23 protein-coding genes are annotated in these 25,347 nt (G+C 40.2%); 6 read left to right on the top strand and 17 right to left on the bottom strand.

What is annotated here, in order from left to right:
• Window positions 1-2 precede the first annotated feature (2 nt).
• The 12 genes from CVT07_RS06915 to galE are packed head-to-tail and all read right to left on the bottom strand — an operon-like array spanning window position 3 to window position 14,647.
• Complete coding sequence (locus CVT07_RS06915; RefSeq protein WP_107936323.1) at window positions 3-2,102, bottom strand: STT3 domain-containing protein; 2,100 nt, start codon at window positions 2,100-2,102, stop codon at window positions 3-5.
• Entirely contained in the window at window positions 2,095-3,219 is a 1,125-nt protein-coding gene (gene pglJ / locus CVT07_RS06920; RefSeq protein WP_107936324.1) for an N-acetylgalactosamine-N,N'-diacetylbacillosaminyl-diphospho-undecaprenol 4-alpha-N-acetylgalactosaminyltransferase, read from the bottom strand. The genes CVT07_RS06915 and pglJ overlap by 8 nt, the downstream gene beginning before the upstream one ends.
• Window positions 3,216-4,259, bottom strand: a complete 1,044-nt coding sequence (locus tag CVT07_RS06925; RefSeq protein ID WP_107936326.1) for a glycosyltransferase — start codon at window positions 4,257-4,259, stop codon at window positions 3,216-3,218. Before CVT07_RS06925 ends, pglJ begins: the two co-directional genes overlap by 4 nt.
• Window positions 4,256-5,314: a glycosyltransferase gene (locus CVT07_RS06930; protein ID WP_107936327.1), complete on the bottom strand. Its 1,059-nt coding sequence runs from the start codon at window positions 5,312-5,314 to the stop codon at window positions 4,256-4,258. Before CVT07_RS06930 ends, CVT07_RS06925 begins: the two co-directional genes overlap by 4 nt.
• On the bottom strand, window positions 5,311-6,243 hold the full coding sequence (locus CVT07_RS06935) for a glycosyltransferase family 2 protein (RefSeq protein WP_107936329.1): 933 nt from the start codon (window positions 6,241-6,243) through the stop codon (window positions 5,311-5,313). The genes CVT07_RS06930 and CVT07_RS06935 overlap by 4 nt, the downstream gene beginning before the upstream one ends.
• On the bottom strand, window positions 6,244-7,005 hold the full coding sequence (locus CVT07_RS06940; RefSeq protein ID WP_107936331.1) for a glycosyltransferase family 25 protein: 762 nt from the start codon (window positions 7,003-7,005) through the stop codon (window positions 6,244-6,246).
• A complete protein-coding gene (locus CVT07_RS06945; protein ID WP_107936333.1) occupies window positions 7,006-8,523 on the bottom strand; it encodes an MATE family efflux transporter in 1,518 nt (505 codons plus the stop codon).
• On the bottom strand, window positions 8,523-10,652 hold the full coding sequence (locus CVT07_RS06950; RefSeq protein WP_107936335.1) for an STT3 domain-containing protein: 2,130 nt from the start codon (window positions 10,650-10,652) through the stop codon (window positions 8,523-8,525). The genes CVT07_RS06945 and CVT07_RS06950 overlap by 1 nt, the downstream gene beginning before the upstream one ends.
• Window positions 10,653-10,660: 8 nt before the next feature.
• Window positions 10,661-11,893, bottom strand: a complete 1,233-nt coding sequence (locus CVT07_RS06955) for a nucleotide sugar dehydrogenase (protein WP_002939912.1) — start codon at window positions 11,891-11,893, stop codon at window positions 10,661-10,663.
• Window positions 11,890-12,336, bottom strand: coding sequence for an ecotin (locus tag CVT07_RS06960; protein WP_107936337.1), 447 nt, complete (start codon window positions 12,334-12,336; stop codon window positions 11,890-11,892). The genes CVT07_RS06955 and CVT07_RS06960 overlap by 4 nt, the downstream gene beginning before the upstream one ends.
• Entirely contained in the window at window positions 12,333-13,655 is a 1,323-nt protein-coding gene (locus tag CVT07_RS06965) for a UDP-glucose dehydrogenase family protein (protein ID WP_107936338.1), read from the bottom strand. The genes CVT07_RS06960 and CVT07_RS06965 overlap by 4 nt, the downstream gene beginning before the upstream one ends.
• Before the next feature lie 8 nt (window positions 13,656-13,663).
• The gene (gene galE / locus CVT07_RS06970; RefSeq protein ID WP_107936340.1) at window positions 13,664-14,647 is read right to left on the bottom strand and encodes a UDP-glucose 4-epimerase GalE; all 984 of its coding nucleotides are present in this window, start codon (window positions 14,645-14,647) and stop codon (window positions 13,664-13,666) included.
• A 188-nt stretch (window positions 14,648-14,835) separates the two neighbouring features.
• On the opposite strand from galE, the gene CVT07_RS06975 reads away from it, so the two are divergent.
• On the top strand, window positions 14,836-15,876 hold the full coding sequence (locus CVT07_RS06975; RefSeq protein WP_107936342.1) for an LLM class flavin-dependent oxidoreductase: 1,041 nt from the start codon (window positions 14,836-14,838) through the stop codon (window positions 15,874-15,876).
• Here CVT07_RS06975 and CVT07_RS06980 read toward each other — a convergent pair.
• From CVT07_RS06980 to CVT07_RS07000, 5 genes are all read right to left on the bottom strand, one after another.
• Window positions 15,873-16,739 (bottom strand): DNA ligase, encoded by an 867-nt coding sequence (locus tag CVT07_RS06980; RefSeq protein ID WP_107936344.1) that lies wholly within the window; start codon window positions 16,737-16,739, stop codon window positions 15,873-15,875. The two genes, CVT07_RS06975 and CVT07_RS06980, sit on opposite strands and share 4 nt — an antisense overlap.
• Window positions 16,736-17,794, bottom strand: a complete 1,059-nt coding sequence (locus CVT07_RS06985) for an NAD-dependent epimerase (protein ID WP_107936346.1) — start codon at window positions 17,792-17,794, stop codon at window positions 16,736-16,738. The genes CVT07_RS06980 and CVT07_RS06985 overlap by 4 nt, the downstream gene beginning before the upstream one ends.
• A gap of 88 nt (window positions 17,795-17,882) precedes the next feature.
• Entirely contained in the window at window positions 17,883-18,605 is a 723-nt protein-coding gene (locus tag CVT07_RS06990; RefSeq protein WP_107936348.1) for a hypothetical protein, read from the bottom strand.
• Between the two features lie 9 nt (window positions 18,606-18,614).
• Window positions 18,615-19,289 (bottom strand): hypothetical protein, encoded by a 675-nt coding sequence (locus tag CVT07_RS06995; RefSeq protein WP_107936350.1) that lies wholly within the window; start codon window positions 19,287-19,289, stop codon window positions 18,615-18,617.
• 81 nt (window positions 19,290-19,370) lie between these two features.
• Entirely contained in the window at window positions 19,371-20,381 is a 1,011-nt protein-coding gene (locus tag CVT07_RS07000) for a 3'-5' exonuclease (RefSeq protein ID WP_107936352.1), read from the bottom strand.
• A 63-nt stretch (window positions 20,382-20,444) separates the two neighbouring features.
• Here CVT07_RS07000 and waaC point away from each other — a divergent pair, with 63 nt between their 5' ends.
• The 5 genes from waaC to CVT07_RS07025 all read left to right on the top strand — a co-directional run bounded on the left by waaC (window position 20,445) and on the right by CVT07_RS07025 (window position 25,342).
• Complete coding sequence (gene waaC / locus CVT07_RS07005; protein WP_107936354.1) at window positions 20,445-21,419, top strand: lipopolysaccharide heptosyltransferase I; 975 nt, start codon at window positions 20,445-20,447, stop codon at window positions 21,417-21,419.
• Window positions 21,412-22,305, top strand: a complete 894-nt coding sequence (locus CVT07_RS07010; protein WP_107936356.1) for a lipid A biosynthesis lauroyl acyltransferase — start codon at window positions 21,412-21,414, stop codon at window positions 22,303-22,305. Before waaC ends, CVT07_RS07010 begins: the two co-directional genes overlap by 8 nt.
• A complete protein-coding gene (locus tag CVT07_RS07015) occupies window positions 22,299-23,003 on the top strand; it encodes a glycosyltransferase family 2 protein (protein ID WP_107936358.1) in 705 nt (234 codons plus the stop codon). The genes CVT07_RS07010 and CVT07_RS07015 overlap by 7 nt, the downstream gene beginning before the upstream one ends.
• Window positions 23,000-24,070 (top strand): putative lipopolysaccharide heptosyltransferase III, encoded by a 1,071-nt coding sequence (gene rfaQ, locus CVT07_RS07020; protein ID WP_107936360.1) that lies wholly within the window; start codon window positions 23,000-23,002, stop codon window positions 24,068-24,070. Before CVT07_RS07015 ends, rfaQ begins: the two co-directional genes overlap by 4 nt.
• A 246-nt stretch (window positions 24,071-24,316) precedes the next feature.
• Window positions 24,317-25,342, top strand: coding sequence for an IS1595 family transposase (locus CVT07_RS07025; RefSeq protein WP_107936362.1), 1,026 nt, complete (start codon window positions 24,317-24,319; stop codon window positions 25,340-25,342).
• Window positions 25,343-25,347: the final 5 nt, after the last annotated feature.

Below are 25,347 nucleotides of genomic sequence, written 5' to 3' on the forward strand. Positions count from 1 at the left end.
CTCTACCTCTTTAGCCTATAAACTTTTGCCGCCCCGTCAAGTATGACTGGCTCAAAGACCTTAGGATCGTATCTTTCAAGCACGAAAAGCTGGATGTAGGCGCTATTTAAAATGCTCTCATCAAGGATGATAAATCTACCATAATCCCTCATAAAAATGACAGAAATATTTGAGCTTTCATTATTTTTATACTCTTTTACATTTAGCTTGCCAGCCTCGTTGTAGTCGGTCTCTATGAAAGATCTTAGTGGTAAGACATTGCCATCATAGATCAAATTTGTGACATCACTTGTTAGAGTAAATCCACCACTTAGTCTAATGCCCTTTTCGCTTTGCGAGATCGCTCTTGTGGTGATGAAAAGTCCGTTGTTTAGGTTTTTACCACTTTTTAGATCGATCTTGCTAAACTGCAAAATGGTCGGAAAGATGCTAAGCATCCTATCTGGCAGGTAATAATAAATCTCTATGCTCTTTGCTGGTAGGCTAAAATTTGCCTCTTTTATCTCGCTAAAAAACTGATCAACGCTTAAATTTCTATCTTTTAAAATTTGAGCCAAGTTGCCATTAAAGTGCTCTTTGAAATTTCGCTCAGTGTATTCTACATCGAGCCTTGCCATATTTGCCGAGCTCATCTCGTCGCTTCCAAGCGCAAAGCTCACGGCAAAATTTTCACGTCCAAGGTGCTTTCCGCCGTCAATTAGCGTCTTAACATCGCTGTAATATCTAATCGGATATCCATAGTCCCACCACGCAAGCACGTAGTCTTCGCGTCCTGCGATGCTTTTTAGCTTATTTAAAATTTCAACTTCTTTATTTACAAAGACTGGCTCAGCCTTGTAGCCATAGATGTGAATGAGCGCTGGAGCAAGCACTAGGGCCGCTATGAACGCTCTTATGAGATTTAAAACAGCCCCTTTTAGCTTTAAATTTGCAAGCACAAACTCCACTAAGTAGCCAAAGCCAAGTGCCATGATAGGCACGGCATAAATGGTAAATCTAAGGCCACTTTTAAAGGCTAAAAAGCCAAGTGCGAGCATGCCCAGCGAGACGGCAAATGAGCGGTGCTTGTAGCAAAACAGAGCGACGCCAGCAAGCGAGATCAAAAATGTGATGACATTTGCGCTGATCCTCTCACAAAATAGCGTAAAATCAACGACGCTTGACTCTTGGATAGTTTGATTGACATTAAAAAAGTGAAAGCTCATACCGCCAACTTCAGGCGCATCTCTAAAGACGTAGAATTTAAGCTGAAAGATTATCGGATTTAGCCCACCACGGATGACAAAAATGACAAAGATAATCGCCAAAATGCCAAGAGCAATTTTTAAATTTATCACCTCTTTTTTAAATAGGCAAAGTGCGTAAATAGCGATGACAACGATAAATTTAAGAGTTAGATCAAGGTTTGAGATAGCAAGTAAAAGCAGCGAAATTTCAAGGTAAAAAAGTGGATTTTTCCTATCAAAAATGAGCGTGTAAAGTAAAAATAGCCCGGTTAAAATGCTAATAAGCGAAAAGGCGCTCATATACCACCACATATAGATAAGCACGCTTAAAGGTGCTATTATCAGGCTCTTTGCGTCCTTTTTCTCAAGCACCCTAACAAGTCCCCAAACGACAAAGACGCTAAGAGTGATGATGAGCATGTCAGTGTCGTAGTAACCAGCCATCGTGCGGTTGTAGTAGCTATTTGCGATCACTGCAAGAAGTGCAGCGATGAAGCCAGCCATTTTTGCTTTGTATTCATTTGCGATCAAGATAACAGGCACAGCCACAAGCGACGAGAAAAATACACTCATATAAATCATCGCTGTCTCAAGCTTGACGCCTAGGAATTTCACGATCCAGTAAGTAAGCGTCGAGAGCGGATAGCCATAGTAGCTAAGGTCGTTTTCTTGGTGAAAGCCAGCTAGCATGTCCCTTGCCCCCTCGGCAAATGCGTAGCCGTCGTTTGTGCTGATCATCAGCTCGTTGTTCCAGAAAAAGACTGGATACTCACTCGCCCAAAAGACCCAGTAAAGCCTGCAAACCATGCCAAAGAGGACTGCGGCAAATATCATAAGGTATAAAGAGTAATTTTTAAAAAATAAATTTCTATTCATTAGGATTTTCCAAAAAATTTATAAGTTTGCTCGCTATGTTTTCACTATCAAAAAATTTAGCCCGATTATACGCAACATTTTCAAAATTTTGCCTTATTTCACGCTCGTTAAGCACCTTTATCATCGCTTCTTTCATCGCATTTTCGTCATCAACTGGCACTAAGATGCCAAACTCGCTCTCGCCCAAAAGCTCCTTTGCACCGCTTTTATGCTCGGTTGAAATGATAGTTTTTTCGCACGCTAGCGCTTCAAGCAAGACATTTGAAAAGCCCTCAAAACGCGAGGCACAAAGCAAGCAAGAGGCGTTTTTTATATGCCTAAAAGGGTTTTTATCAGTGCCAAGAAGTTTTACTCGATCGCCCACGCCAAATTTATCTATCAAATTTTGTAGCTCATCCTTTAAAGGCCCTTTGCCAAGGATGCCAAGCGTGGCTCTAGGGTCGTTAATTGAAGCGATTATTTTTATTAGCATGGCTTGATTTTTACCGCTATCAAGGCGGCCTATGTTTATGAAAAATGGCTTAAAGTCGCTCTCAAGTGGCTCATCTTTTAGCAAATTTATAGTTTTTAGATCAAGGGCGTTATAAAGCACCTTTGTTTTTGCCTCACTCATGCCAAAATTTCGCACCAGATCCTCTTTATTGCCAGCTGCATTTGCGAGGATTAGATCAGCCTTTTTATAAAGATGAGTGAGTAAAAATTTATTAACCCTGCCGCTTAGATCGTTTTTATATAGGATCGACGGACAGCTTCGCTCGCTGATAACTAGCCTAGCCTTTAGCCCTAAAATCCTAGCAAGCCCAGCGATATAGCAAGGGCGGTTCATCAGCACAAACTGCGTGTCGATGCCTAAGTTTTGACAGAGCTTTTTATACTTAAAGGCAAGCAACGGCATCGCTAAAAAGAGCCTTGCAAGCTTCTTTAGTCCGCTCTCGTAAGGATCGCTATTTTCTATAAAGTGGATTTGCACCTCGCTTGGGATCTCATAGGCGATGACCTTGCTCATTAAGATGAGATGAACTTCATAATGTTTAACCAAAAATGGCAGTAAATTTGCCACATTTCGCTCAGCCCCACCAGGCCCCATCGAATATAAAAAAACGGCTAATTTTTTCACTTGCTAACAACCTTTTTTATAAATTCTCGCCACTGTTTGATTATATTTTCTTTGTTAAATAAATTTGCACTTTCGCTGGCGTTTTTTGCTAGTTTTTGCCTTAAATTTTCATCTTTTAAAAGCATTTCAAGCTTATCTTTTAGATCATTTGCGTCGCCATTTTTAAAGATAAGCCCATCTATGCCGTCATTTATAAGCTCTCTTGCTCCCACGGTGTCACTACTTAGCCTAGCGCAATTAAAGGCGCCTGATTCTATTAGCACATTTGAAAGCCCCTCACTTCTTGAGCAAAGAGTAAAAATTTTTGCCTCGCTATAAAGCTTGCTAACATCGCTCATGTGACCTAGAAATTTGACATTAAGCCCTAAATTTGACGCCATTTGCTTCAGTTCGGCCTCCTGCCTGCCACTGCCTGCGATCTTTATCTCCCAGCCATCAAGCAAGCTCTTATCCGCCTTGCTAAGCGCCTCAAAATAGAGATCATAGCCCTTTACCGCCTCCAGCCTTGCCACGCTTAAGATGACATTTTTCTTCTCGCAAATTTCAGGCACGTCGATAAAGAGTGGGTTGTGGATGACCTCGCGGTTTTTGGCAAATTTATAGTAGTCGTAGTCGCTTTTGCTTAGCACGCTTAGGCCATCTACAAAACGGTAGCTAATATCACGCATAGCGCTTGCGATTTTGTTTTTTAGGTAGCTGTGCTCGTGATGCTCAGTTGCTATTAGTTTGCTCTTTAGCCCAGCATTTGCCAGCACGCAAGCGACGTTTGTCCAGTCGATAAAGCTAATTATCAGATCAGCCCTTTGCTCTTTAAAAAGCGCTCTAAGAGCGAGGATTTTTTTAAATTTTAAAGCGAGCCCTGAGCCAATGACGTTAAGGTTTATGATATTTATCTTTTCACTAAATTTATAAAGCCCAAGGTCCTCTTCAAGAAGAGCGATAGTGATCTCATTGTCTTTGCAAAGCTCGTTTGCAAGCACGTTTAGCACACGTTCAGCCCCACCATTTCTAAGCGCAGCGATGACAAAAAGAATTTTCACTTCACACCTCCAAGCTTTAAAAGCTCCAGCCATTTTTTATAAATTTGCTCCACACTAAACTCATCAAGCCTAGCTCTTGCGTTTTTAGCAAATTCGCCCATTTTTGCCTCATCTTGCAGCAAATTTGCAAGCTTTTTACTCATCTGATCAGCGTCATTTATCTCACAAAGTAAGCCATCAAAACCATCTTTTATAAGCTCTTTTGCCCCGCTAGTTCTTGTCGCAACCCGCACGCAGTCATAGTTTATCGCCTCTATCAAGGTGTTTCCAAGACCCTCGAAATTTGAGCAAGAGAGCAGCACCTTTGCCCTTTTATAAAGCGAGGCGATGTCGCTTACATTGCCTAAAAACTCTACATCAGCGCCCAAGCTTTTGGCTAAATTTTCTAAATTTAGCCTCTCGCCGCCATCTCCAGCCACGGCAAATTTATAGCCGCTTTGCTTTAAGCTTGCAGCCACTCTTACAAACATTTCGCAGTTTTTTATCTTATTTAGCCTGCCAACAAAGATGACTAAATTTTCTTTATCAAAGCTCTCACTGCGCACCTCTTCAAAGAGTGGGTTGTAAATTTTCATCACATTTTTGCAAAATTTAGAGTAGTAGCCTAGATCCTCGTCGCTTAAGACGCTAAGTGCATTTGCAAATGGATAACTTATGCGTCTTAGCACCTTAAAAATGGCTCTTTTTGGCGCGAGATAGTTTGTGTGCTCACTTATGATTATAGGCGTTTTTAGCCCAGCTGAGCTAAAGAGCACCAAGGTATTTACGGCGTCTAAAAAGGATATCACAGCGTCAAATTTGCCCTCTCGTATGAGCGCTCTTAAAGCAAGCACCTTTGAAACTCTCTTTTTTAAATTTCCAACAAAGCCAAGCTCATCAGCACCAACACCTAAATTTATGAGTTTCACGCCACTTGCTAGCTCGTAAAATGGCTCGTCCTTGTCAAATTTAACAAGGCTTACCTCGTGATCCACGCTAAATCTTGAAGCGATCACCGCACAAACTCGCTCTGCACCGCCACTTCTAAGCGTTGATGTGACAAATAATATCCTCATACGCCAAGCCTTTGTTTTATCTTCACTCTAAGCTTTGAGAGTGCCGGTAAAATGCCACTTGGAAGCGGGCTAAGCAGTAAGAAAATAAACGCTTCTTTACTAAATTTGATGCTAAGACTTTTAAAGATACACCTTAGCATAAGGCCATATTCGCCTGCTATTTTGGCATAGTAAGCGGCATTTTTATACTGCATAGCTAGAAATTTTGGCTCGTTTTTTATAGCGATGTCGTAGTGTAAATTTGCTGTTTTGATGTAAGCGTTTGCAACGCTCAACGCGTGTTTGCCAGCATTTAGCGTCGCACTATCGCTTCTTGCGATACGGTAGATGTAAAGTGACTTTTTAAGATAAAAGACATTTTTTTCAAAAAAGCGGATATAAAGCTCATTTTCGCCGCCAAAACTGCTCTCATCAAACCTAAAGCCGTCTATAAATTCACGCGAAAAAAGCTTAAAATACTCGCCATTTATCCGCCCGCAGTGATAATCAACCTTACTCATCGCCCCACTCTTGCTATATGGGCTTCTACCAGCCACGACCTCGGTCATCACGCCATCTTTCTCGCAGATCGCGTCTGCAAAAACGCACGAATACTCGCCACTTTTTAAAATTTCATAGCACTGGGCAATCGCCTCTGGTAAAAGCTCATCGTCATCATCTAGCAAGCAGACAAACTCGCCTGTTGCGTTGTCAAAGCCGTTATTTTTATTGCCATTTGGGCTCTTTTTGTGAGCGCTGTTTTTTACAAATTTGATCCTTGCGTCGTTAAAACTCTTGCAAATTTCACTCGCACTCTCGTCATCGCCGTCGTCAGTTACAACTATTTCTAAATTTTTATAGCTTTGAGCTAGAGCGCTTCTTATGGCCTTTTTTAAAAGCTCTGGACGCTTATAGGTCGCAGTTACGATGCTGATTAATGGCTCGCCCATTTAGCCCCTTTTAAAAATTCTCTCATAGCCTTGAAGCTTTTCAAGTCGTGAGAAAAGTATAAATTTAAATGTTTTTATGTATGCCTTTAAATTTGCGCTGTATCCTCTCTCAAGGCGCTCGCCCTCGATATTTGAGCCACTAAGATCAGTTGGATGCGCAAAAAGATCGCAAAAATACATCTGCATATCATTAACGCCTAGCAAATAGTCCCAAACATCGGTCGTGCAAAGCGCACGTTTATGAATTTCAAGCAAATTTTTAGCACTTTTTTTAGTTAGCACATAAGCCCCTGCTCTATAAATGCTTGAAAATGAGTGCTTTGAGACCTGCCAAAGTGGCTTACTTAGGCTAGCATCCACCTTTTTGCCAAAGGCGCTAAACCTGCCCTCTAGCCCATCTTGCATGCCGCATATCAGCACGCTATTTTCTGGTATCTTGCTAGCTGCTAAAAAGGCCTCTTTTATGGCATTATCATCTCCGATCACGTCATCTTCAAAGATGAGAGCAAATTTCGCCTCACTTGCTAAAAACGCCTCATAAGCCTTCACGTGCGAGAGCGAACAGCCAACCTCTGCTGGGCTTAAAACCTTGCCGTAAGCTTTAAATGATGGCGAAATGATCTTATAGTACTCCTTTGCGTTTAGCTCCCTGCCATCAACTGCGTCTATTAGCTTAAAGCTATCATAAGAGCCAAATTTCTGCTGCAAAAGCTCGCGCCTTTTGGTATCTTTTGCCAAAGAGATCAGATAAATTTCATTCATTTAAGACCTTTTAAATTTTTTTAAAATTTTACGCCAAACTATGCCTCGCTCGAAGGCATTAAAAAACAAAAAATATCCCAAAGCATAAGCTGCGCTGGCGTATATCGCAGCAAAGATAGCAAATTTTAGCCAGTTATCTAGGCTCACAAAGTCCTTGCAGGCAAACATCGCAAGCACACAAAGCGCAAAAACGGCTAAATTTTTAAAATAAACCCCGTAAAATGTGGTGAGCTTCACCTCTAAATTTAAGGCGGCATTTATGAGGTCAAAGCCGAGAATTCTTATGCTATAAAAAATGGCTGCGACGATGACGATGCCATAAACGCCGTAGTCACTAAATTTAAGCAGTGCGATCTGCGCTATGATCGTGCTAACGCCAAGGATGGTGTTGGCAATGGCTGGTCGGCGAAGCTTGTTTGTCGCGCTATCAAGGTTAAAAAGCGAAAAAACAAAGCTTATAAAGACGATCGGCACTAGCGTGATCATCGAGACGTTGTAGATAAATTTAACCTCGTCCGCACTTTTAAAAGGCAACCAAAGCGTGTAAAAATCAAGCCCAAAAACGACGAAAAATGCAGCCGGAGCGCTCATCACAAAGGCGATCACCTTCATTGAAAATTTAGCCTCTTTTATGAGGTCCGTGATCAAATTTTTAGAGTAAAGCTCGACAAATTTTGGCGCAAAGATACCGCTAAGCTGCGCTACAAAGCTCTCAAGTATGATAGGAGCAGCCTTGGCGACTGAAAGAAGGCCAGTGGCGTTTGCATTTACGAAAATGTTGCAGATAAAAAGATCCATGCCTGTTAAAAGTATGCGGTTTAGCGCATTAAAGCTGTTCCAAATGCCAGAGCTTAAAAGCTCTTTTATCTTAGAAAAATCAAATTTACTAAGGCTAAATTTTAGCTCTGGCGTGATACGAGCTGACATAAAAATGGTGCTAAAAAAGACAAAAAGGCTAGCGATTAGCGCTGAAATGGCGATGTATGAAATGAACGGCTTAAAAAAGAAAAAGAGCGCCACGATGAGGCTCGCTAGGACCATGCTTGAGATGGCGTTTCTGATGGAGAGTAGGTAGAGCTTGTTTGTCACAAAAGCACAAACCGTCAAAACGCCGTTAAATAGCCCGACGCAGAAATTTATAAAGTAAAAAACAAGGGTCATTCTCACGTCAAAGAGTAAATTTTCAGGAACGTTTAAAAAGCTTTGCAAATTTAGTATAAAAATGGAGCTAAGCACCACGACAACGGCGCAAAAGAAGATATTTACAACAAGCACTGATGAGTAGTATGTATTTGCAAGGATTAGATCTTTTTTGTGCCACGCATGAGCGACAAAGCGCCCACTTACCGAGTTTATAGCTACGCTTACGACTGCTGCGTAGCTAACGATGGCATTGCTAAGACCCACAAAGCCAAATGCCTCGTTGCCAAGGCTTTTTAAGATAAATGGCGTAAGAAAGAAATTTATGCCCATTGATACGACAAAAACGACGATAGAGCTTATTAGATTGATTAGCATTAGACTTTTAACCTATAAATTTTTACACCACTTGAGATGATAAATGGCTCAAAGTATCGCTCATCAGCTCGCTCAAATATAAAAAGCTGCACAAGGGCTGAATTTAAGGCATTTTCATCAACTAAAACCACGCGCGCATAGTCCTCCAAAAATAAAACAGAGATTTTTGCCTTTTCGTCGATAGTTTTCTCGTCTATTTGTAGCTCTTTGCCAGAGCCTTTTATCTTATAAAAGGACTTTACCGCTACTTTTTCGCCATTTTGAGTGATAAATTTTGGCTCTTTTAGCGGCAAGATATAGCCATTTCCAAGGTCTATGCCAGCCTCGCTAACGCTATTTATAGGGCTAATGTAGTAAAAAAACTCCTCTTTTGGCTGCTCACCGCTCATAACGTCGATGTAGCTATATCTAAAGATGTTTGGAGCGATATCTATCATATCTGGCACAAGATAGTAAAAAACCTCTTTTTTTGCCGCTGGCAGAGTAAAATTTGCGCTTTCAAGCTGGCTTAAAAAGAGGTTTAGGTCGCTTGTGTTGTGATCTTTTAAAATTTCTTCTAGTGCTCTACTCTTTTTCTCAAACGATATGTCGCTATACTCGCTCACTACTCTAGCTAGCTTGGCTGAGGTTGCCTCGTCTTTTCTTAATGCAAGGCTAACAAAATAGCCATTCTCGCCGCCTTGCCTACCAGGATCATTTAGCGTCTTAACATCAGCAAAGTATCTTACCGCATATCCATAATCCCACCATGAAAGCACGTAGTCATCGCGCTTAGCAGCCTTTTTTAACTGATCAAGTGCCATTGCCTCATCGTGCGTGATCAAAGTATGCGGTCTATAAGAGTAAGCGATCTCTAAATTTGGGGCAAGCGCAGCTGCTGCAAAGATAAAAAAGGATAAATTTTTAAGAGAATTTCTAAGGTCAAATAAATTTAAAAAAAAGTGTAAGAAATACCCAAAACCAAGTGCAACAAGTGGCGTTATATACATAGCAAATCTAACTCCACCAAATAGCGATAAAGCGCCAAGTCCAAGCAGTGGCAAGCTAAGTAAAAATGGGCGAAATTTAAAACAAAGCACCAGATAGCCAATCGCTGCAGTTAGCAAAATAAGGATGTTTCCAGCCATGAAATAGACAAAATATAAAAGGCTAGCGCTTTTTACCTCGTCAATTAGCGTGTATTCGCTTATAAAGTGAAATTTACTTGCAACCTCTGAGCTGCTTTTTAAAACGTAACTGCCAATCTTTGAGATGATAAGATCAAAGCCGCCAAAATAGATAAAAATAGCTAGCATAATAGTTAGAAAAATGCTTAAATTTCTAGGTGAAAGTAGTTTTTTATATTTGCAAAAAATGGCATAAAATGAAGCAATAACCGCTAAATTTAAAATCAAAATTTTATTTGCAATGAGCGGATCTTTTGAAAAAACATTAAAACTAACGATGCTTATAAACATAAAAAATATCGCTTGGTAGTTTTCTATCCTGCTTCGTATAAAAGCAAGCGTGTAGATAAAAAAGACAAAAATAATGCTTAAAATAAGAGCATAAGAGCTTTGATACCACCAAAGATAAAGCGATACAAAAAGCCCTGGCAAAACGATAAATTTTAGTTCATTTGCATTTAAAAGTCTGATCAAAAGATAGATGATGAAAAGCGCAAATGTGACATTTAGCATATCGCTATCAAAGTAACCAAGCGACGTTCTTACAAGATAGCCTGGCAAGATAACGCTCATAAATGCCGCCACAGCCCCAGCTTTTAGAGCTTTAAACTCATTTGATATCAAGATAACTGGAAGTGCGATAAGGGGTGCTAAAAGCGCACTCATATAAAACATCACGCTTTCGATCTTGAAAAGTAAAATTTTGCAAATATAAAAAACTATGGTTGAGATTGGGTGATTAAAGGGGCTAGAGTCATTTTGCTGATGAAAGCCAGCAAGCATATCTCTAGCGCCCTCTGCGTAATAGTATGCGTCATTTGTCGTAAGCATAAATTCGCCGTTAAAGTAAAACTCTGGCATATCCTTTGCCCACAATACCCAAAGCATCCTAGCTGCAAATCCAAACAGATAAGCAGCTAGAAAGATAAGTAAAATTTTACAATTTACGCTTACTTTGTGCACTAAATTCCTTACAGCCTAGCGTCAGCCTCTGGGTAGATATTTTTTATATCATAAACCAAGTGGCCTTTTAGGTTGAGCTTTTTAAATTCATTGTGAGCTACGGCGATCACGATGCAGTCGTAGTCGTCTAGGTTATACTCTTTTACTAGATCAAAGCCGTACTCATGTTTTACCTCAGCGCTATCAGCCCAAGGATCAGTCACATCGACCTTGCAACCAAAGTCTTTTAGCTCATCAACCACGTCTATAACGCGAGAGTTTCTTATATCTGGGCAGTTTTCTTTAAATGTCATACCAAGAACAAGTACGCGCGCTTTGTTGATAAGCACACCCTTTCTTATCATTAGTTTTATAACTTGATCGGCTGCATATCTGCCCATATCATCGTTGATACGGCGACCTGCTAAGATCATTTCAGGGTTATAGCCTACCTCTTGAGCTTTGTGAGTTAGATAGTATGGATCTACGCCGATGCAGTGACCGCCAACTAGACCTGGGCGGAAATTTAAGAAATTCCACTTCGTACCTGCAGCCTCAAGCACGTCTATGGTGTTGATGTGAAGCTTTTCAAAGAGCATCGCAAGCTCGTTTATAAAGGCAATGTTGATGTCGCGTTGGGTGTTTTCGATGACCTTTGCAGCCTCTGCTACTTTGATGCTTGAAGCTTTGTGAGTGCCAGCTGTGATGATCGAGCGATAAATTTCATCGACCTTGTCAGCGATCTCTGGAGTTGAGCCACTTGTGATCTTTTTGATCTTTGTAACAGTGTGCTCTTTATCGCCTGGGTTTATGCGCTCTGGAGAGTAGCCGCAGAAGAAGTCTTTGTTAAATTTAAGCCCACTCTTTTCAAGAAGTGGCACGCAAATTTCTTCTGTAACGCCTGGATAAACGGTGCTTTCATATACAACGATGTCGCCTTTTTTAAGCACTTTTGCCACGCTCTCGGTTGCCTTTACCACTGGAGTTAGATCAGGGCGTTTGTTCTTATCTATCGGAGTTGGGACGGTTACGATGAAGAAATTGCAACTTCTGATGTCATCTAAATTTAGGCTAAATTTCATGCCATTATCGATCGCTTTTTTCATCTGCTCATTGCTAAGCTCAAGCGTTCTGTCATAACCACTTTTAAGCTCTTCTATACGTTTTGCATTTACGTCAAAGCCGACTACTTCGTACTTTTCACTAAAAGCTGCTGCTAGTGGAAGTCCCACATATCCAAGTCCTACTACTGCTATTTTCATTTCTCTTTCCTTTTTAAAATTTTTGGTTTTATTGTTTTTAAACGTTCATAAATTCTTATCTCTGCGCCCACGCCTTGCGGAGTTACGATCTTAATGGGGCTAATGCCAGGCAAAATTTGGGTAAATTCATAATAAATTTGCCTCTTTTTATTTTTGCCATTGCAAGGCTTAAGCGGTTCATCATCTGCGCTAAATTCATAATAAACCCCGCTTTTATCCTCTTTTTTATCTAAATGTCCGCCCTCTAGCATAGCAAATTCACAATCCGTTTGCACCTCTTTAAAAAATGCAACTTCATATTTAAAATAATCATTCGGCATCTTTGAGACGGGCAGCTCAAAGACCTGCTCTTGCGTCTTGGCTTCACTTTTGCCTGCCGCTTCGCTAGCTAAGAGAGTAAAAGGCAGCAAGCAAGCTACAAGAAAAGATAAAATTTGCCTCACGCTTTGACGCCTATTTGAAAATACTTAAAGCCATGCTCGGCTAAAGCTTTAGCGTTATACTGGTTGCGTCCGTCAAATATGACAGCATTTTTTAGCCTCTCTTTGATCTCCATAAAATCAGGCGATCTAAACTCACTCCACTCCGTCACAAGCACCATAGCATCGGCGCCATTAAGAGCGTCATATTTATTTTTAGCATATTTCACATCTAAATTTGGCATATATTTTTTCGCTTCTTCGCTTGCTTTTGGATCGTAAGCGACCACTTTTGCGCCAGCCTCGTCTAAAAGCTTTATCAAAGTTAGCGAGCTAGCCTCTCTCATATCATCGGTATTTGGCTTAAACGCAAGTCCCCAAAGTGCGATCGTCTTGCTCTTTAGATCGCCGCCAAAGAAGTTATAAATTTTATCAAAAAGAACTCTTTTTTGAGCCTTATTTCTTGACTCGACCGCGTTTAAAAGCTCTGGCTCAAAGCCATTTTGCCTAGCTGTGTAGATGAGTGCCTCGACGTCTTTTGGAAAGCAGCTACCGCCGTATCCGCAGCCTGGGTAGATGAAGCTATATCCGATCCTTGAGTCGCTGCCGATACCTTTTCTTACTAAATTTACATCAGCTCCAACGCGTTCGCAGATATTTGCTATCTCGTTTATAAAGCTTATTTTGGTTGCCAGCATCGAATTTGCAGCGTATTTTGTCATCTCAGCTGATTTTACGTCCATACAAATGAGCCTGTCGTGATTTTTCATAAATGGCTCATAAAGCTCTCTCATCACGCTAAAGCCCCACTCGCTGCTAGCTCCGATAACTACGCGGTCTGGCTTTAAAAAGTCCTCAACTGCCGCGCCCTCTTTTAAAAACTCTGGGTTTGAGACGACTTCAAATTTAACCTTTGCATTTCTCTTTTTAAGCTCAGCCTCGATCACCTCATGCACCTTAGCTCCAGTGCCCACTGGAACGGTTGATTTATCGACTACGATTAGCGGTTTGCTTAAATTTTCTCCGATCGATTTCGCAACCGAGAGGACATATTTTAAATCCGCCTGTCCATCGGCGCCCATAGGTGTGCCAACAGCGATAAATAGCACATCTGCATGCTCTAGTGCCTCGGTTATCTGCGTGCTAAATTTAAGCGAGCCATTTTTATAGCAGTCACTCACGATATCAGCAAGCCCTGGCTCATATATAGGCACGACGCCGTTTTTTAGCGCTTCGATCTTTTTGCTATCAACATCGACGCAGATCACGCTGTTGCCCATCTTAGCAAAGCATGCACCACTCACTAGTCCAACATATCCGGTTCCAATTACTGCTATTTTCATGCTTATCCTTAAATTCTCTTTTCCCACTCAAGGGCGGTTTTTATGATGAGCGCTAGATCGTCTCTTTTTGGCTTCCAACTTGTTAACGAGCGTAGTTTGCTTGCATTTGAGATAAGGATAGCTGGGTCGCCGTCCCTTCTTGGCGCATTTAGCACTTTAAAATTTACTCCACTTACTTTTTTTGCGGTCTCGATGACCTCTTTTACGCTAAATCCCCTGCCATATCCCACGTTAAAAGTTTCGCTACCATTTTGACTGATGTATTCAAGTGCGCTTATGTGGGCGTCCGCTAGGTCGCTAACGTGGATATAGTCTCTAACGCATGTGCCATCCTTTGTCGCGTAGTCATCACCAAAGATACCCATGCTCTCACGCTTGCCAAGTGCTGTTTGCACGGCTACTTTGATAAGGTGCGTGGCGTTTGGATAGTTTTGACCGATAAGCCCCTCCTCGTCTGCACCTGCTACGTTAAAATAGCGCAAAATCGCAAATTTGAAATTTTCATTTGAAGCGGCGTAGTCTTTGATGATTTGCTCGCTCATTAGCTTGCTTCTGCCGTATGGATTTATCGGATTTGTAGGCGTTGTTTCGCTAACCTCCGCCACATCTGGCTCGCCATAAACTGCAGCAGTTGAGCTAAATATAAATTTATTTACATTGTAAGTTTTTGCGTATCTTAGCACCCTTGCGACGTTTGCAGTGTTGTTTAGATAGTATTTTAGCGGTTCGCTCATACTCTCAAAGACCTCGATAAACGCTGCAAAATGGATGATCGCATCAAATTTGCCATTTGCAAAAATTTCGCTTAGATCATCCTCTAAATTTGCATTTATAAATTTGAAATTTCCTATCTTTTGGAGTGCCTCAAGTGCTTTTTGTGAGCCCTTGCAGAGATTGTCGATGATGGTTATCTCATCTTTGCCTTGCTTTAAAAGTGCTTTTACTACGTGGCTGCCGATATATCCAGCTCCACCTGTTACTAAAATTTTCAAGTTTAAGCCTTTCATTAAAAGTGTGTAATTTTATCAAAAATAGAGTAAAGCAAAAGTAAAGCAAGGTTAGTTTTTAAAATTTACCTAAAAGCTGCAAAATAGATCTTTGCCTTTATAAATTTAAAATAGACTTACAATCTATTTTAAATTTAATCTTTATAATCCTTCATCTACAAAAAAGGATAAAAATGAATGTCTCGATCTTAAATTTACTGCCGATAAAGCAAGGCGGTGATGCAAAAGCTGCCATAGATGCAGCCGTTAGACTAGCTATTTTTGCCGAGGATATCGGCATGAAGCGCTACTGGGTTGCCGAGCATCACAATATGAGAAATTTAGCAAGTTCAGCCACGCAGCTCATCATCGCGCACATCTTAGAGCACACAAAAAGCCTGCGCGTGGGCTCTGGCGGCGTGATGCTACCAAACCACAGCCCCTACTCTATCGCAGAGCAGTATGCCACTCTTGAGACGTTATTTCCTAACCGCGTCGATCTTGGGCTAGGCAGAGCTCCAGGGACTGATCAAGAGACAGCTGCGGTACTTAGACGAGGTGCTAGAGAGATAGAATTTGACATGCAGATAAACGAGCTAATGGACTATTTTGACGCCAAAAGAGCCGTAAAAGCCTATCCAAAAATTGAAAAATTTCCGCCCATCTACATACTTGGCTCAAGCATATATAGCGCATACGTGGCGGCTGAGTTTGGCCTGCCTTACGCCTTTGCGTCGCACTTTGCACCACGTTCGCTAGAAAAAGCAGTAGAAATTTATCGTCAGAATTTCAAGCCCTCTTCGTTTCTTTCTGCCCCTTATGTCATCGCAGGAGCAAATGTGATAATAGCTCAAAGTGACGAGCTAGCAAAGAGTTTGGCAACTACGCAAACGCAGTTTTTCTTAAACGTAGTAACTGGCGAAAAAGAGTATTTGCAGCCACCAAAAAAGGACAACGACGAGGTCTTTGCTGCTTCTTACAAAACAGGCAGCAAGGCTCCACATTTTGGGCCGATCGACTTTAGGCAAATAGAACTAAAAAATAGAGAGAGAATCGTCACCGAAGAGATGATGGCGTGCTCTTTCATAGGCTCAAAACAAAGCGTTAAAGAGCAAATTTTAGAGTTTCAAAATAGACTGGCAGTCGATGAGATCATGGCTCAAAGTTTCATTTTTGATGAGGAGGCGCAGTTTGACTCTTTTAGGGCTTTAAAAGAGATCGCGGATGAAATTTAATCCTCTCTAACCCTTAAAAATATAGGAAATCTTGGCTTGCCATTATAAGTTAAATTTTGAAATTTATATGTGATGATAGAGCCTATCTTTGGGGGATTTGTGCGCTGCTCGTCGCCTAGTCCTGAGCCTATTTTAAAGATAGTGCCCTCTTTTGGCTCGCCAGCTTTTTCTTCGCCATGCTTGCCACCAAGCGCCCTGCAAGTGAGCGAGCCAGCAAGATTTGCGTATTTGCCGCTGCCTTTATTTATTGAGACCACCTCGCACTCAGCATCTTTAAATTTCTTAAATTTGAGCGCATTTTTGCTTCGTTTTCGCTCGTAGGGCGCATTTGGCTCACGCACGACTGCTCCCTCGCCGCCTCTTGCGATAATGTCCTTTGTAAATTTTAAAAACTGGGCGTTATCGCGCATTTTTATCTGTTTTATGATGGTTAAATTTTGATTTGGCTCATTTTTTAGAAATTTAGCCAAAACTTCAAGCCTATCAAGCAAGCCACCACTTGCCTCTGGCACGTCAAAAATGTGAAATTTAAGCCTGCTCCATGCCTTTTCATCTGGCAGCTTATCCATCACGGTAGCTTGAATTTCTTCAAATTTAAGCTCCTTTGCGTAAAGCTCGCCATCAAGTGCAAATTTTGGGAAATTTTTAGTAAAACTTAGCGGTGCATTTAGCCTTTTGCCCTGCCTTGAGAGTAAAATTTCTCCGTCCCAGTAGGCACGCACACCATCAAGCTTCTCGCTAGCTAGCCAGCCTGAGACGTTTTGATCTTTAAATTCGCTAAGACGCAGCAGCTCAAGCTTGCCCTGCCCTGCTCCAAAGGCAAAGCTAAGGCAAAATGCTAAGAAAAGGGCTAGAAATTTCAAATTTTTATGCCGTAAAACTCGCTATACCACTCGACAAATTTAGCCACGCCGTCATTTACTTTTGTATTTGGCTTGTAGTCAAAGTCAGCCACAAGGTCGCTCACGTCTGCAAATGTCGCTGGCACGTCGCCTGCTTGAAGTGGGAGGAAATTTTTCTTGATCTCGCGGCCGATCTTTATCTCAACTGCTTTGATGTAGTCCATGAGCTCAACTGGGCTGTTGTTACCGATATTATAGACCTTAAACGGCGCTTTTGAGGTGGCAGGGTCTGGGTGCTTTGCGTCCCAGTTTGGATTTGGCTTAGCAGGGTTGTCGATACACTTGATGATACCCTTTACGATGTCGTCCACGTAGGTAAAGTCGCGCTTCATCTTGCCGTAGTTAAAGACGTCGATGGTTTTATCTTTAAGTGCCGCGTCAACAAACAAAAATAGCGCCATATCAGGGCGTCCCCATGGTCCATAAACCGTAAAAAAGCGAAGTCCAGTCGTTGGCACGTTAAATAGGTGACTATAAGTGTGCGCCATCATCTCGTTGCTCTTCTTAGTCGCTGCATAGAGGCTTATAGGGTGATTGACCCCCTCGTGCGTAGAAAATGGCATGTTTTCATTTAGTCCATAAACCGAGCTAGAGCTTGCATAGACTAAATTTTTAATCTCATTGTGGCGGCAGCACTCGAGGATATTCATAAAGCCTGTGATGTTGCTGTCTATATAGGCTTTTGGATTTATAAGCGAGTAGCGAACGCCAGCTTGTGCGGCTAAATTTACCACTACGTCAAATTTTTGCTTCTCAAAAAGCTCTTTCATCGTCTTTTCATCAGCAAGGTCAGCTTTTATAAATTTTAAATTTGGATGCGTTTTTGATGTGATGAGCTTGCCGTAATCTATCTCGCTCACGTCAAAGCCAGCCGTTTTTAGGCGCGCAAGCTTTAAATTTACGTCGTAATAGTCATTTATCACGTCATACCCAACGACCTCATCTCCGCGCGCCACAAGGGCATTTGCAAGGTGAAATCCTATAAATCCAGCTGTTCCAGTTACTAAAATTTTCATATTTTTCCTTTCAAATTTGACGCTATTTTAGCACACTTTTATTTGTCGTCTTAGAGAAGATATATAAAGTTATCTTAGTTTTTTTACATCAAAAATTACATTTTGACAATTTAAACAAACAAGAAAGTCCCCATCCAATAAGAAATGTGGCATAAAATGCAGCGCCTGCTATATATACCATAGGAAAAGCTACAACAGTAGCAGCTGCACCAGCAACCATTGTTGTACCTACAAGGACACTTCCCACATCAAGATCACTGCCACTATTGTTTTTTGTACAATCATCGCTTGCAAAGACTTTTATAGGATTTTGAAATTTACCTAATTTTAAAATTTCTTTTCGCTTCTCATCATCTAACCTCACAAGGTTTCCATTTAAATAATTAAAACTAGTCACATAACCGGCCTTTAAGAGGCTTTTTATAAACTCAGAGCCATCTTTGTTTATAAGAGGGTTGAACATATTAAAAGATTTTTTTAAGTCAAGATATTTTTCATCTGAAATTTTCTTTTTTTCTATTGCAATAACATAAGATCCTGCAATCTTTTGCTCTTTTTCATATATACAAACGGTTGCGAAATCCTCTTTCACATCTTTTGCAAATTCACTGGCAAAAAAGCGTCTAATCTCATCGATATCGGCAGTTTCTTTTATACTAAAACTATACTTATCACCAATAACGTAATACTCATTGTTGTACTTATAAAGACCTCTTAGGTCATCTATCTTCTTTGAAGCAGCAGTTTTACTTGCACATCCAGAAAATATTAAAGAAAAAGCGATCGCAAAAATCATAAATTTCTTAAACATATATACCCCTCAAAAATTATTTTTAGAACACCTACTAAAGACACAAACTACAGGTACCCATACAGGCATAGTAAGCGCAGCAACGGTAACTACACCAACTGCGATTGGAAATAATAATATGACCTGAACATTTGAAGCCACTTCTTCTGGTGATTCCTTTCTTGAGTAAACATAATTTATATCGACATTTATAGGATTTTTAAATTTTCCTAGGCTTAAAATCCTATCTCTTTCGTCTTTTGATATCTTTACAACATCGCCACTTAGATGAAACCCACCGATCAAGAGCTTTTTAAACTTCGAATCAGTCCCTAAATTCAAAGCCTTTTTTTCTTTAAAGGATTTGAAAGTATTATAAAGTCTATTTCGTTCATTATCTGTAAATGAGTCAAAACCAAGTGACACAAAATAGTCGCCAACCATTTTACCACTCGCTTCGTCTATATCTACTTTTGCAAAATCTTTAATTATGCTTTTTGAAAAATCACTTTGATAAAAATCCTTTATCTCATCAATTTTTGAGGTTTCATTTAACTTATAGCTAAATTTATCTCCTAATATATAATATCCCCCATTATGCATATAAATGCCTTGCAATTTGTCTGTTTTACTTACAGTTTCCTTATAAGAACATCCACTTATCATAAATGCAATTAAAATAAAAAATAGAATTTTTCTAAGCAAAAGTTTCCTTTTTTAAATTTTGTTGCATTTTAACAAAAAACTTATATTTAAACAAGAAATTAATGAATTTAAAATTTTGGCTTATTCGTCGTCTAAATTTATCTCAGGCACTTTCTCTTCAAAAAGTGTCTTGCTCTTTGGCTCTTTTGGCTTTAGATCGCTTGCTTTTTTAAGCAAACCGCCCAACATATCGCGGTTTAGCTCCTCTTTGCTAATCGGCCTTACATCATCAAATTCGCTAAACTCCAAGGCCTCTTTATCTACCTTGATCTCGTAGTCTAGCTGTCCGTTAAGCCTTGCTAGCTCGTCACTTATCGCAGAGCAAAAGACCTCGCTGTATCCTCTGTGAGCGCAGTTTTTAACTAGAAATTCGCTCATCACGTTTAGGTGATTTGTGTAGTCATCTTGCAAGATATTTGCCTGCAAAAGCTCAAATTTCAAAAAGAGCCAGTATGTGTTAAGCACGTCGCTTTCGCAGTACTCGTTTATCTTATCAAGCTCGCCTGCGTAGTATAGCTCAAGCACCTGATCGCCGTGCACGTCGTATTTGCCAGGTAAATTTAAGCTAGCGCAAAGCGTATCGAGCTTTAGCCCTCTTACGCTTCCAAAATCGCTTATAAAATCAAGCAAATCAAGGTGAAATTTAGGCGAATACCTTGCCCTATAATTTTCCCATTTGTTTTTATTTAGCTCTTTGTTTTCGCTCTCATAATATGCCACCGCATTTAGGTTGTAGCGCATCGCACGCACCATAAGCATTGGCAGGTCAAAGCCACGGCCATTAAAACTAACGAGCCTTGGGTTATAATCATTTATAAATTTTAAAAATTTAGCGATGATCTCGCGCTCGTTCTTGCCCTCCATCGTGCTAACTTTTAAAAATTTGCCGTACTCATCGGCCATCACCGCAGAGATCGCGACCACTCTATGAAACATCACAGGCAAAAAGTCGCTACCACTAGCCTCTTTTTGCAATGCCATCGCCTGCACACTCACATCTTCGTCGCTTCCATCGATGCCGTAAATTTTTCTTATCAAATTTGCATCAGGTATCGTCTCGCAGTCAAAGACGCAGATGTAACTTTTCGCCATTTTAGCCCTTTTTTAAGCATTTTTTTTTAAAATCATACCAAAAATTTATATTTAAAGTAGCCAATGCAAGATAAAAATCAACTAAAAATAGCCATTGTAAAGCTTTCGGCACTTGGGGACATCGTCCATGCAGCCATCGTGCTTCAGTTTATCAAAAAGCACTGCCCAAATGCTCACATCACATGGCTCGTTGATGCCCGTTTTGCAAGCCTTTTAAAAGACCATCCCCTAATCGACGAACTAGTCGTTTTGCCGCTTAAAGAGAGCTTTAAAAAGAGCTACAAGATCATAAAAACGCTTGGTAAATTTGACAAGATCATCGACCTGCAAGGACTTTTCAAATCAGCCGTCGTCGCAAAACTACTTGGCAAAGAAATTTATGGCTTTAGCAGAGAAAGCGTCAAAGAAAAGATAGCAGCCAGGCTTTATAGGCATAAATTTAAGATCGACTACAACGAAAATATCATAGTTAGAAACCTAAGCCTCGTTGGATATGCCTTAAATTTTAGCTTTGACAGAGATGAAATTTTAAAAAAATCACCCTGCTTTGAAATTTGCAAAAAATTTAAAAATGAAAGCGGTAAAAAACGCGTACTAATTGCTGCCTTTGCAAGCGAAGAGAGCAAAATTTATGACAAATTTAAAGATGTGATCAGACTGCTTGAGGGATGCGAAATTTACCTTTGCTACGGGAGTGAGAGCGAAAAAACAAGGGCTGAGGCGATCATTTCAGGCACTTCTGCAAAACTGCTTGAAAAACTAAGCATAAAAGATATGATAGATTTTATCGCGAGCTGCGATCTAGTAATCGGCAACGATAGCGGTCTAACGCACCTTGCATGGGCTGTAAATAGGCCTTCTATCACGCTTTTTGGCAACCGACCAAGCCACCGCAATGCCTATGTCACAGACAAAAACTTAGTTGTTGATATGGGCAAGGAGATAGATGCTAGAAGCATCGATAAAAACGACTTTTGCATAAGAGAAATTTACCCTGAAACGGTTGCAAATTTTGCAAAAAGGCTGCTAAATGGATAGGCTCTATCTAGCTGGCTTTTACACATTAAAATTTCTTATATTTATATTGCCTAGCTCACTTCAAAACCTGCTTGCTAAATTTTTAGCATTTGCGTTTATGAAGCTTAAAAAAAAGAGATTTCACATCGTGATGACAAATTTAGACCTTGCATTTGGCGAGACAAAGAGTAAAGAAGAGAAGCTAGAGATCGCCAAAAAATGCTACTACAACTTTGCAAAATACCTTGGCATAAATTTTATCCTCAATCAAAACACGACAAAGCAAAAGATACTTAAGCAAGTTGTTTTTAAAAATGAGCACTTTTTGCTTGATGCGATAAAGTCTGGCAGGCCTATCATCGTCACAACGGCGCACTTTGGGCAGTGGGAGATATTTCCTCTAGCTGTCGCGGCTCATTTTGGGCCATCTTCGGTGCTTGGCAGAAAGCTTGATAGCAGCGTCATGGATAAAATTTTAAGAGCAAACAGAGCGCAGTTTGACGTGGAGCTCATCGACAAAGATGGCGGTGCAAAAGATATCTTAAAAGCGCTGAAAGCTAGGCGAATAGTAGGAATTTTAGTCGATCAAAATACCGCGCCAAAAGATGGCATAAAGGTGCAGTTTTTTGGCAAAGACGTGCTTCATACGCCAGCGGCAAGCGTGCTAGCTCAAAAGACAAATGCCCTTATCATAAACGCATTTATCTACCAAAAAGGTGAAAATTTAAATGAAATTTGCTTTGAAGAGCCAATAGATATAAGCACGTTTGATAAAGAAGATGCCGTGCAAAAAGCGACGCAGATGCAGTGCAGTGCGTGCGAAGAGATGGTTAGAGCAAGGCCAGAAGAGTACTTTTGGTTTCACCAAAGGTTTAAGAGATTTTACGAAAATGAGTATAAATGCTAAGCGTTGTCATTTTGACTTTTAATAGCGAAAAGTACCTAAAAGAGGTGCTAGATAGCGCTAAATTTGCTGATGAGATCATCGTGGTTGATAGCGGTTCAAAAGATAGCACAAGGCAAATTTGTGATGGCTTTAGCAATGTGAAATTTCACGAGCAAGCTTGGCTTGGATTTGGCGCGCAAAAGCAAAAGGGCGTGGATCTAGCCAAAAACGAGTGGGTATTTGTGCTTGATAGCGACGAGGTGATAACAGACGAGCTTAAAAATGAGATCATTAGCACATTAAAAGAGCCTAAATTTATGGCTTATAACGTTGCCAGGCTAAATTTTTTCTTTGGTAAAGCGATAAAAAACATGGGGCTATATCCGGACTACACGGTGAGACTTTTTAATAAAAATTTTGCCAAATTTGATGGCAGAGCTGTGCATGAAAAGGTTGTTTTAAATGACGGCTCACAAAGGCTTGGAGCGCTTAAAAACCACTTCTTGCACTACGCGTATGAGAGCATCGAGCAGTTTATCGCCAAGCAAAATCGCTACTCAAGCATGGGCGCAAAAAGAAATTTACTAAAGGCGCTTACAAGCCCAGCTTGGACATTTTTTAAGCTTTATGTGCTAAAAGGTGGCTTTAAAGAGGGCTTTGCTGGCTACGTTATCGCTAGACTTTACGCCCAGTACACATTTTGGAAATACATAAAATGAAAATACTTGTGATTAAATTTAGAAACATCGGCGACGTGCTTTTGACAACGCCACTCATTGAAAATTTGCACCACTACTACCCAGATGCAACCATCGACTTTGCCCTAAATAAAGGCACAGAAGCGATGATAGAAGGCAATCCTTATATAAACAAAATCCACATTTACGATAGGCAAAGTGCAAATTCTGGCTTTTTTAAAAAGCTAATTACCGAGCTAAAATTTATAAGAGCGATCAAAAAAGAGAAGTACGATATGGCGGTGCAAACGACCACTGGAGACCGCGGTGTCATCATCTCAAAATACGCCAAGATCAAAAAGATAGTTGGCTTTTTAGGCAAGCATAAGGCGATAAACAAGCTTTTAAGCGTAAAGGCAAAATACTACGAAAATTTCTCTCACACGGTTGATCTAAATTTAAACGCACTAAGAGCTTTGGGCTTTGAGCCGGTTAGTAAAAAAGTGAGCGTTTTTTCAGACGAGAGCGTGGAGTATCTAAATTTACCAAAACGCTTTGTGCACGTGCATCTAACAAGCCGCTGGATGTTTAAATGCGCAAACGACGAGAGCATGGCAGAGCTTATAGACTACTGCGAAAACGAGCTAAATGTAAAAGTCGTGCTAACAAGCGATAACAAAGAAAATGAGCTAAATAAGCTTGCAAGCGTGCTAAAAATTTGCAAAAGCGAGCCTATAAATTTAGGCGGCAAGCTAAGCCTCAAACAAACGATCGCCCTCTCAAAGCGCTCAAGCCTCTTTATCGGCGTTGATACTGCTATCATGCACATAGCTGCAGCAAATGACGTACCAGTGATCGCCTTTTTTGGCCCTAGTGGAGCTTTTGAATGGGGACCTTGGGATAATGACTTGATGCAAAATGGCTACACAGCGCAAAATGGCATCCAAAGCATGGGCAAGCACATCGTCTATCAAAAGGACTGGGACTTTGTGCCTTGCGATAAAGAGGGTATAAAAGAGCACGGCATCGAGAAGACTTTAATGGATTTTAGCGACGAAATGCCAGAGATAAAAGAGAAGATAAACCAAATTTTAAAAGGAGAAAAATAAAGCTTCCTATTAAGCCCTCTCGTAATTTGCAACTAAAAATCGCTTTTATATAAAGTTAGCTATGTTATGCATTTTTATTGCGATCAAAATAATATAATCTAGAATTGCTGGATATTATAGAATTTGTCATAATAGATGACGGTTCACCATTAAAATATAAAGGCTCTGTTGCAATAACTTATTGAAAATTAAGTTGATTTTTGTTAGAATATACATTAATTAAATAACGAAATATAGGGAGTTTCAATGCAAAAAGTATCTAACGAAATCGAGATAATTAGACAGCTCTTTGGCTCGCTCTCTGAAAAAGATAAAAAGACATTCCTAAAATCAATTAAATTTCAAGATGAATTGAATAAAAAAGAACCTATCAAGCGTGAGATAATTCATTGTCCTCATTGCAACTCAACAGAATTTAGCAAGAACGGTAAAGTTAGCGGATTTCAGCGTTTTATTTGTAAAGAGTGTGGTAAAACTTTTGGAACAAGAAACCAAACCATATTCTATGCAGTTAAAAAGGATATGAGAGTTTGGAAGCAATATATCCAGTGCATGATAGAAAAATACTCTCTGCGAAAAACAGCCGAAATCTGCGGAATATCAACTAGAACTGCCTTTGTATGGCGACATAAAATTCTTGATGCTTTGCAGAAAATGCAAGATCAGGTAAAACTTGATGGTGTTATTGAAGCAGACGAGACATTTATGTCTATAAGCTTTAAAGGACATCATAAGAATTTTAAATTAACACGTTTAGCTAAACACAGAGGTGAACCTGCTACTAGACGTGGATTATCTAAGGAGCAGGTTTGCATAAGTTGTGGTGTAAATTTAGGTGGTTTATCTATATCAAAAGTAGCTAATCTAGGTAAGCCAAATATTCACTCTTTAAATATAGTTCTAGGTGGTAAGATAGCTAGAGATAGCGTGTTTGTTACTGATAGTTTCAGGGCTTATTCTAAACTATCCTATGAAATGGGATTAAACCACATTAGAATACCACGCAATAAGTATAAGCTAGGCTCATTCAATATCCAAACAATCAATAACTACCACTCTCGTTTAAAGAATATGCTAATCCATAACTTTAAAGGTGTATCCACTAAATATCTCAATAACTATCTTGTGTATAATAACTTTGTGAATTTTGCCAAAGAAGCTAAAAGCGATAAAGAGCGAATACTGCTAGACCACATTGTAAATACAGAGTGTCTTAGCAAGTCAATTAATATAGCAAATAGACCTGCCGTGCCGTTACCTATGGTAAGTTAATATCC

Origin of the sequence: Campylobacter concisus (assembly GCF_003048875.2) — a bacterium.
Classification (GTDB): domain Bacteria; phylum Campylobacterota; class Campylobacteria; order Campylobacterales; family Campylobacteraceae; genus Campylobacter_A; species Campylobacter_A concisus_AU.